This window comes from Candidatus Blochmannia festinatus (nom. nud.) (genome assembly GCF_059936355.1).
Genome location: NZ_CP012116.1, coordinates 480,905 through 490,734, shown reverse-complemented (window position 1 = coordinate 490,734; position 9,830 = coordinate 480,905). Strand labels below are relative to the sequence as shown.

10 protein-coding genes are annotated in these 9,830 nt (G+C 26.9%); 2 read left to right on the top strand and 8 right to left on the bottom strand.

The window, feature by feature from the left end:
• The 3 genes from Bfest607_RS02260 to manX form a co-directional block, all read right to left on the bottom strand.
• The coding region (locus Bfest607_RS02260) for a PTS mannose transporter subunit IID (RefSeq protein ID WP_500838589.1) at positions 1-802 on the bottom strand (802 nt) is incomplete at its 3' end.
• Between the two features lie 79 nt (positions 803-881).
• Positions 882-1,697 (bottom strand): PTS mannose/fructose/sorbose transporter subunit IIC, encoded by an 816-nt coding sequence (locus Bfest607_RS02255; RefSeq protein WP_500838132.1) that lies wholly within the window; start codon positions 1,695-1,697, stop codon positions 882-884.
• A 100-nt stretch (positions 1,698-1,797) separates the two neighbouring features.
• On the bottom strand, positions 1,798-2,769 hold the full coding sequence (gene manX / locus Bfest607_RS02250; RefSeq protein WP_500838131.1) for a PTS mannose transporter subunit IIAB: 972 nt from the start codon (positions 2,767-2,769) through the stop codon (positions 1,798-1,800).
• 434 nt (positions 2,770-3,203) lie between these two features.
• On the opposite strand from manX, the gene Bfest607_RS02245 reads away from it, so the two are divergent.
• Complete coding sequence (locus Bfest607_RS02245; protein ID WP_500838130.1) at positions 3,204-4,769, top strand: TerC family protein; 1,566 nt, start codon at positions 3,204-3,206, stop codon at positions 4,767-4,769.
• Here the strand turns inward: Bfest607_RS02245 and pabB are convergent.
• Entirely contained in the window at positions 4,766-6,151 is a 1,386-nt protein-coding gene (pabB, locus tag Bfest607_RS02240) for an aminodeoxychorismate synthase component I (RefSeq protein ID WP_500838129.1), read from the bottom strand. The genes Bfest607_RS02245 and pabB overlap by 4 nt on opposite strands.
• A gap of 326 nt (positions 6,152-6,477) precedes the next feature.
• Between pabB and tsaB the strand changes: the two genes are divergently transcribed.
• Positions 6,478-7,149, top strand: a complete 672-nt coding sequence (tsaB, locus tag Bfest607_RS02235) for a tRNA (adenosine(37)-N6)-threonylcarbamoyltransferase complex dimerization subunit type 1 TsaB (RefSeq protein ID WP_500838128.1) — start codon at positions 6,478-6,480, stop codon at positions 7,147-7,149.
• Between the two features lie 97 nt (positions 7,150-7,246).
• On the opposite strand, the gene minE is transcribed toward tsaB, so the two are convergent.
• The 4 genes from minE to dsbB all read right to left on the bottom strand — a co-directional run bounded on the left by minE (position 7,247) and on the right by dsbB (position 9,725).
• On the bottom strand, positions 7,247-7,513 hold the full coding sequence (gene minE / locus Bfest607_RS02230; RefSeq protein WP_500838127.1) for a cell division topological specificity factor MinE: 267 nt from the start codon (positions 7,511-7,513) through the stop codon (positions 7,247-7,249).
• A complete protein-coding gene (gene minD / locus Bfest607_RS02225) occupies positions 7,506-8,342 on the bottom strand; it encodes a septum site-determining protein MinD (RefSeq protein WP_500838126.1) in 837 nt (278 codons plus the stop codon). Before minD ends, minE begins: the two co-directional genes overlap by 8 nt.
• Positions 8,343-8,355: 13 nt before the next feature.
• On the bottom strand, positions 8,356-9,069 hold the full coding sequence (gene minC / locus Bfest607_RS02220; protein WP_500838125.1) for a septum site-determining protein MinC: 714 nt from the start codon (positions 9,067-9,069) through the stop codon (positions 8,356-8,358).
• Between the two features lie 110 nt (positions 9,070-9,179).
• The gene (gene dsbB, locus Bfest607_RS02215) at positions 9,180-9,725 is read right to left on the bottom strand and encodes a disulfide bond formation protein DsbB (RefSeq protein ID WP_500838124.1); all 546 of its coding nucleotides are present in this window, start codon (positions 9,723-9,725) and stop codon (positions 9,180-9,182) included.
• Positions 9,726-9,830 lie beyond the last annotated feature (105 nt).

Below are 9,830 nucleotides of genomic sequence, written 5' to 3'. Positions count from 1 at the left end.
CTGCTATACTTACAACAAAGAATCCTGTAATAATCCACAAGGCATTTATTCTCTTATTTAGAAGCCACATACATAAAAAAGTTAATAATAATGGAATAAAACCAGGCATTAATTGATCGAAAATATGTTGTACAGTAGTAATAGTAGTATTACCTGTACTATCTGTGACTTTTGATAAAACAAATGGGACATTAACGTGAGTCCACTTGTTAACTAAGGCCCCCATTACAAATAAACCAAGAATTGAAGCTCCTTCTGTTAATTTCTTTAACACTCCTCCTTTTCCCATATCTTTGACTATACTAATTCCTTTTTTATATCCATAAATTATGCCGTAATAACGAGTGATTAATCTAGTTATATTAAATAAAATAAAAAATAAACATGGACCTAATAAATTTCCAGTCATTGCAATTCCTGCTCCTAGTGCTGCAAATACTGGTCTAATAGTACCCCAAAATATTGGATCACCTACTCCAGCTAAAGGTCCCATTAACCCTACTTTTAATCCATTAATAGATGCATCATTAATAATAGTAGCACCATTGGCTTTTTCTTCTTCCATAGCCATTATTACACCTAGAATAGGTGCAGCAACATAAGGATGAGTGTTAAAAAATTCTAAATGTCTTTTAATAGCTTCTTTCTGTTCTTTACTATTTTTTACGTATAAACGTCGAATTACTGGGATCATGGAAAAACAGAATCCTAATGCTTGCATACGCTCAAAATTCCAAGATCCCTGAAAGAAATTAGAACGAATAAAAACAGCTCTAATATCGTTTTTAGTTAATTGAATCATTTTATTTTGAATTTTATTATTATTCAAAATATTATTTTGATGAGAATTATTAATCATTATAATCACCTATTATTATGTATTAATCTAATTCATTATCAGATTTATTTTTTACGCTTAAAGTTGAATGAGAATATTTTTTTGGTTCTGTTAGGTTCTTATTATAACTTGAAGACAATTGAATATATAAAATAGCCATAATTGTTCCTAACGCTCCTAATGCTACTAAATTAAAATCAGTAAAAGCTGTAATAATAAATCCTAAATAAAAGAATGGCATTAAATATCCAGCTCGCATCATATTTATAACCATAGCATATCCTACGACTACAATCATTCCTCCAGCTATATTTAATCCATTAGTTATAACTTCAGGTATTGAATTAAGTGTTCGATGTACTATTTCAGTTCCTATTGAAATTCCAACAACAGTTGAAGGAATCGCTATTCTCATAGCTTGCAACATTAACGCTATTATATGGATTAAACTTAATGCTGTTAGATTGCAGCGTTCTGCTAAGGTATCTGCAGCATGTTGAAATGCAACAGTAATAGTACGCACAATAATAGTTAATACTTGTCCTGCTGCAGCTAATGGAATTGCTAAAGCAATTCCTGCTCCGATGGGTTGGTTTCCTGAAATCACCAGAATAGTAGAAATAATGGAAGCTAATGCAGCATCCGGGGCTACAGCAGCTCCTATATTCATCCATCCTAGAGCTATCATTTCTAATGTACCCCCAATTATAATTCCAGTTTTTATATCCCCTAAAATTAATCCTACGATAGTACATGCTATTAGAGGTCTATGACATTGAAATTCATCAAGTATTGAAGCCATACCTACAATACAAGAAGCAAAAAATAATAGAATAATTTGAAATGTATTGATTTCCATAAATCATCCTTATATATAAACAGACTAAAAAAAAGATTTTAATAAAAATTAAAGTATAATGTAATAAAAATATAAAAGTTATGACTATATCAATATGCGGTTAATCAATATTTTCTATTAATTTTATTAAATCAATTGGTGAATCTGATGGTACTTTACGTATTTCTAAGTTAATACCAAGCTGATTTAGTTTTTTAAAAGCTTTAATATCTATTGAGTTTATTGATACAGCATTATTAATTTGTTTTTTTCCTTTACTAAAAGACATACCTCCAATATTTACAGATTTAATCGGAATTCCTCCTTCAATCAAACGAACTATATCTGTGGGATTTGAAAATAACATTATTATTTTGTCTTGTGCATATTTAGGGTTATTATATACTCGTATAGCTTTATCAATATCGATGACATGTGCAGTAATACCAGGAGGTGTTACTTGGGTAAGTAGATTTTTTCTAATTTCATCATTGGCAATATCATCATTTATCACAATAATTCGATTTATTTTATACTCTTTAGCCCATCGTGTTACTACTTGACCATGAATTAATCTGTCATCAATTCGAGCTAAGCATATAGTCATATGTTTTTTTTTATTATCATTTAATGATTCGGTATATTTATTATTAGGTGTTGATTTTTTATCTAATTTTTCTATGTTCGAATTAAGCAATGAATTATTCACTGATTTTATACTTTCAGATCCAGATTGTAATGCAATATGTACTAATTTTTTTATTGTATGGATATTTTCACGAGCTATAAATATTTCTATTAACATAGGAATGTTCATCCCAGTGACGATATCATAATTTTTTTTATTTAATATTATTTGTTGAGCGGCATTGAATGGAGTACCTCCCCAAGTGTCTACTAAAAATAAGACTCCTAAATCAACATTTAAATTTGATAATTGTATATTGTATTTTTTAATTAATATATCAGCATTTTCTGAAGGTAATAAATCAGTACAAGCAACATTTTCTTGTTTTCCTATGATCATTTCTGTAGTATGGAGTAATTTTTCAGATACAGATCCATGAGCGCTGATTATAATTGCAATAGTCATTGCATTTTCCTCGAATAATTAATTTAGTATTAATATTTATTATTTATTTCAATTTGTACCGTAATTATTAATTTTATGTACTTTATTTTTAATAAATTTTAATTTAAACAAGTCATTATACTATTTTTTTCTTAATAATGATATATAATGTTTATTATATAAAAATATTGATTTATTATAGTAATAATAATGTATGAATACCTATTATAATTGTCATACTATTAACATAATAGTAGTAACTTTTGTTATTTTAGTTATATATTTTTGTTTGGTATGAACAATTTTCCCATCCTATTATAAGATTATTATATTTAGTAATATAGTTTTGCTTTTCATAATTTCTGTATGAAGTAAATTGTTAATATATTTTATTATTTTAAACACAAATATGTTAGGAAACATATTTGTGTTTAATATTGTGAATAGGGATGATTATGGAATTTTTAACAGATTTGTCGATGTGGGCAGGATTCTTAACTTTAGTTATACTAGAAGTAATACTTGGAGTTGATAATTTAGTATTTATCGCCATCTTATCAGATAAGTTGCCTAAAAATCAACGTGAACATGTTTGTATTGTTGGGTTAACATTAGCATTGATGATGCGTATAACGTTATTATCTTTAATTTCATGGATTGCAACTTTGACTAAACCGTTGTTTAAAATTACTTCTTTTTATTTTTCTGGTCGGGATTTAATTTTATTATTTGGAGGATTGTTTCTTTTATTTAAAGCAACTACAGAATTACATCAACAATTAGAATACAAAGTTCATAATCGACATTCTAATCGTGAATATGCTAGCTTTTGGATTGTAGTGATACAAATTGTAGTATTTGATGCTATTTTTTCTCTTGATGCAGTAATAACGGCTGTCGGCACAGTAGATTATTTGTCGGTAATGATTATAGCTGTTGTTATTTCAGTGATTATAATGTTATCAATGTCTCGTGTATTAATAAATTTTGTAAATAATCATCAAACTGTGGTAGTGTTATGTTTAAGTTTTTTATTAATTATTGGATTAAGTTTAATGGCTGAAGGAATAGGATTTTATATTCCAAAGGGATATTTATATGTTGCTATTGGGTTTTCTATATTGATTGAATTATTTAATCAAATTGCTTATTGTAATTTTATGAAGAGTCAATCTCATAAATCTATACGAGAACGTACTGCTGAAGCAATAATGAAATTAATGGGAGGAAATATTTCATCAAAATGGAGTTCTTCAGAAAAAAAATTTCCAATTTTTCCATTAAAAACTCAATTTGCTGAAGAAGAACGTCATATGATTACAGGAGTATTATCATTAGCGTCCCGTTCTTTACGTAGTATAATGACTCCTCGTAACGAAATTACATGGTTAGATGCTCAAAAATCAGTTCAAGAATTGTATTCTGTTTTAACGAATACTCCTCATAATATGTTTCCGGTATGCGATGGAGAATTAGATCAATTAATAGGAGTTGTTCGAGCTAAAGATTTAATGGCATCTATTTCTCAAGGAAAACCAGTTGAAACGTATGCCGCTAAAAATTTGCCTGTTGTAGTTCCAGAAACATTAGATGTGTTAAATTTGTTAACAGAATTAAGACGAGCAAAAGGAAGTATGGTGATTGTTTCTAATGAGTTTGGAGTAATTCAAGGCTTAATTACTCCTTTAGATGTGTTAGAGGCTATAGCTGGTGAATTTCCTGATGAAGATGAGACTCCTGAAATTAAAATGATTGATGAAAAAAGTTGGTTAGTTAAAGGTAGTACAGATCTACATGCTTTGCAACAAGCATTAAAAACATATAATTTGGCAGATATATGCGATCATGTTGCATCTTTAGCAGGATTATTATTATCGCGGTGTGATCATATCCCAAAAGAAGGTGATGTATTGGTAATTAATGAATGGCGTTTTGTTATTAAACAAATGATAGAATATCGTATTGAATTAGTAGAAGTAGAGCGTTTGTATTGTGTAAATGATGTTTTTTGTGAATCTTAATTATAATTTTTATTTACTAAAGGAATGAGTAAAGTTGATATTTTGTCTTGCATTTCTTGGTATTCAAATTCTTGACTGCTATCAAAAATAATACCATTACCAACAAAACAAAAAAGATATTGTCTTTCAGCTAATAGTGTTCTAATAATGATATTAGTGTCCATATTTCCGCAACAACTTAGATATCCAATATTTCCAGACCAAATTCCACGTCGATGAGGTTCAAGTTCTTCTATGAATTTCATAGCTTGAATTTTAGGAGCTCCAGTAATTGACCCTCCTGGGAAACATGCCTTTAATAAATCCCAAGCTGAAAATTTTTTATCAAGTTTTCCTGTAATGGTACTAACCATATGATGTATTTTATGAAATGTTTGAATCTCAAATAGTTTATTAACGTGAATACTTCCAGGTATAGCTACTTTTCCTAGATCATTTCTTAATAAATCTACAATCATTAAATTTTCTGATTGATTTTTTAAAGACTGAAATAATTTTAGTTTTTGTTTTTTATCAGCCTGCTTATCTTTTAATCGGAATAATGTACCTTTAATTGGTTGAGTTTTAATTATTGATTTTTTTAATTGTATAAAACGTTCTGGAGAAAAGCTTAATATAGCAGAGTTATTTGGTAATCGAATAAACGCAGCAAATGGAACTTTATTATAGTTTAGTAAATACCGAAATATTGCCCATTCATTTCCAATATATGGAGCAAAAAAACGTTGAGCTAAGCATATTTGGTAACAATTACCTAATTTTAAATTTTTTTTAATAATTTCTATTTTTTTTAGATATTCAGAGTAACTAGTATTACTTCTCCATGAATTTAATAATTCAAATGATCTTATATAATTATTATGATCATGATATATATTTTGTTTTTTGATCCAGGATAAAATTACATTTGGATGATCATGAGTTACTAAGTAATTTACCAGTAATTTATGGTCTGAAATTATGGCCCATTTGTATAATCCTAAAGCCATGTCTGGTAAGAGCATATCTTTTTTTGATAAATTTGGTAGTTTTTCTATATATCTAACTAAATCATATCCAAGTGTTCCTAAAAATCCTCCTTGAAATGGTATAGGATAATTATCGTCTGATTGTAATGAATATGTTTTTGTATATTTATTTAATAATAAAAAAGGATCTTCTCGGGTAATTGTATAGGATTGATTGGATGAAATAGTAGTAATGTTATTGTATGTAAGTAATGTTACCATAGGTTTAGTTACTAGTATATCATAACGTCCGTCGGGATGATTATTATTATAACCTGAATAAAGTAACATAGACCAAGGAGTATTAGATAATGAGTTAAACAGATTGAGTGTAGCATTAGGATGATAAGGTAACTTTATAAGAGTAATTGCCATTGAATTTAGTAGTTTTGTAATAATTAATATATTAAAATGTATATAAAAGATGATTTTTAAGAAACATAAATAAATAAAATACTATCTTATTTGAACTTTTATACTATAACATATTAAAAATAATATCAATAAAATATAGGTATGATTTTATATTTAATATTATACATGTATATGTGTATATAATAATATTTAATTATATTTGAAGTTATTTAATATATAATTACAAAAGTATTTTTATATTAATGATGGTGATTTTATGTATAATATATTGATTATTGTTGTAATAAGTTTTTATATCATATATACAGGAAATAATAGTAATAAATATGTCTGTTCGAATTTTGGCGTTTAATACTGTAACCGAATTATGCTCAGTTGCTTTAATGATTGATCAAAAGATATATGATTATAGTATTTTAACTCCTCGATTTCATGCTGAAAAAATTTTATTTATGATTGATAAATTATTAGTTGATTCTGGTGTGTCATTGCAATCTCTTGATTGTATTGTATTTGATCAGGGTCCAGGAAATTTTGTTGGAGTAAGGATTGGAATAAGTGTTGCTCAGGGGTTATCTGTAGGAGCAAATTTACCATTAGTAGTAGTTTCTTCTTTGGCAGTACTTGCTCAGAAAGCTTGGAGGGTTTTTTCTATTAAAAATATTATAGCGACTATTAATGCGCGTATGAATAAGTTATATTGGGCACGTTATTTATATAATAATTGCGCTAATATTTGGGTTTGTAAAAATGATGATGGTCTTGTTACGTTACAAGTTGCGAGGAATATAATTAATAATACTCTAACAGATGAATGGATGATTGTAGGAACAGGCTGGAGTAATTGTCAACAGTTACAGTATTGTATTGACAAAAATGATAAAATTGTTTTAAAAAAAATTATGTTACCTGAAGCTCATGATATGTTACTGTTAGGTGAACATTCTTGGAAAATAGAGAAAATAATCACTCCTGATCAGATTAATCCAATTTATTAATGTAATATATAATGTGTGATTTAAAAATTATTAACACTCTATGTTAGTGTGATATATTTTTATGATTTGATTAAAATGTAATATTATTAATAATAATTTATATTTTTTTATTTTTAAGTAGTATGTTTAGTTTTAAAATAGATGTATCCTCATCTTGTTTTTGTAATTTTATTGAAATTATTTGTGGTTCTTGCATATATTTATGGATTACCTGTAGTAATTCATGCTTAAATTGTGATGAAAAGTAAAAATTAAATTTTTTTCTCGTTCTGTGTTCAGTAATGATAATTTGTAATCTTTCTTTAGCAATATCAGCTGTATTTAAGTTTTTTTTTCTTGAAAAAAAATTTGTTAAATTAATCATTAGATTTTTTGTATCTCCTTTTAAAAAAACGATTTAAGAATCCTTGTTTATTTTCTTTGATAAATCTCATAGGACAAGATTTTCCTAACAATCTATTTACAGTATCTGAGTAAGCTTGTCCTGCGGAAGATAAATGGTTTAAAATAACTGGTGTTCCTTGATTAGAAGCTTTTAATACTAATGAATCTTCTGGAATAATTCCTAATAGTGGAATCCTTAAGATTTCAGTGACATCTTGAAGACTAAGCATATCTCCTTGTTTTACTTTAATAGGGTTATATCGAGTAAGTAGTAAATGTTCTTTTATGTTTTCTGTTGAATTTTCAGCTCGTTTAGATTTAGAAGATAAAATTCCTAAAATACGATCTGAATCATGTACTGAAGATATTTCAGGATTAGTAGTAATAATTGCTTCGTCGGCAAAATACAAAGCCATCAAAGCTCCACTATCTATTCCTGCTGGAGAATCACATATTATAAATTCAAAATTCATTTTTTCAATTAAATTGTTTAATATATTTTCTACACCAGTACGAGTTAAAAAACTTTTATCTCGTGTTTGAGATGCAGGAAGTATATATAAATGATCTGTATGTTTATCTTTGATTAATGTTTGATGTAAGGTAGATTCACCTTGAATTACATTAATAAAATCGTAAACTACTCGTCGTTCACAACCCATAATTAAATCTAAATTACGTAATCCTATATCAAAATCAATAACAACAGTTTTTTTCCCATTCATTGCTAAACCTGTAGCAATAGCAGCACTTGATGTTGTTTTACCTACTCCTCCCTTTCCTGATGTAATTACTATTATTCGAGTCATAATAAAATACCCATTATAGAATTTGTTGAATGCCAAGAGTATTATTTTTTAAATAAAATCTTGCTGATTTCCCTAAAAATTCTTGTGGAATTTGATCTATTAACCAGTAATATCCTCCTATTGATACGAGTTCTGGAGATAAGTTACTACAAAAAATTTGAGAATCTTCATATCCTGAAGCCCCGGCTAATACTCTACCTCTCATAGAACCATAAATATGAATATTACCATCGGAAATAACTTCAGCACCAGAGCTAACATTAGAGATAATAATTAAATCTCTATTACGAGCGTAAATTTGTTGGCCAGAACGTATTGGTTTATATATTATTTGAGTTTTTAAAGTTAATAAAGAATAATTGTTATTATGTTCTTCTATTTTAGAACTATAGTTTTTTTTATAGTTGATTATAGTACTTCCTTTAGTTAATACAGGTAAACCACTTTGTGTAATTATTTTTTTTAATTGATCATTATAACAACAACAAACCCCCATGATAAATAATCCAACTTCTGATATTGTTTGATATAGATTAAACCAATCAGAATTTTGCTTAATATTAGATACATTAATAATTATTGGAGGGTTTTTAGAAAAAAAATTTGGAGATTCTTTTATTTTTTTCATTAATTCTACTCGAATTTTTGACATACACGTAGTACGTACATGAATTACTAGTAATGTGAAATTACTTCCTTGTAAATCGATAGAAATAACTTTTGACATTTTATTAATGTTATAAGGAATGAATTATTACATAAAGTTTTTCACCATATTTTTAATCTTTGTATAACAATATATACAATTTTTATTTATAATTCAAATATATTAATTGATTAATTGTTTTGTAATGATATGTTGATATATTTATATATATAAATGAGATGAGAGACTATTATAAATAATACTATAAGTAAATAACTAATAAAAATTAAAAGCATCCATTGTGATGTTTCTAATGAAAAAAAATTCCATGTATATTCAGAACAATCTCCTCCGTTTGTATTAAAAATAATAGGAAACCATTTATGTAATGGTAACCAATCAGGAAATGAAATAAATAATTCACATGTACGAAATGGATTAGGACGTAAGACTGTGTTTATATGTTTTATAGAAAAAAATAAACCTTTATAAGCGCTATAAATCCATACTATTATAGCAAAAAACCTAAATACGAAAGTATTGGGAGAAATAATTGCGATCATTCCAGAAATTGCTATCCCTATTAACGCACATCTTTGGTAAATACATAATACGCAGGGTTTTAATTCAAAAAAATATTGTTCACATAAAGCTATACTTATTAATCCAATAATACTGTATATTAAAAAAATCCAGAATTTTCTAGATTTAGAAAATATATAAAGATTATGAAACATAATAATATTTTCTCAGAGGATTAAAGATTAATAGTTTAAAATTTATATTGTTATATAATTACTAATTCAATATCAATGTATATATGTGTTTGTTATTCTATTGTT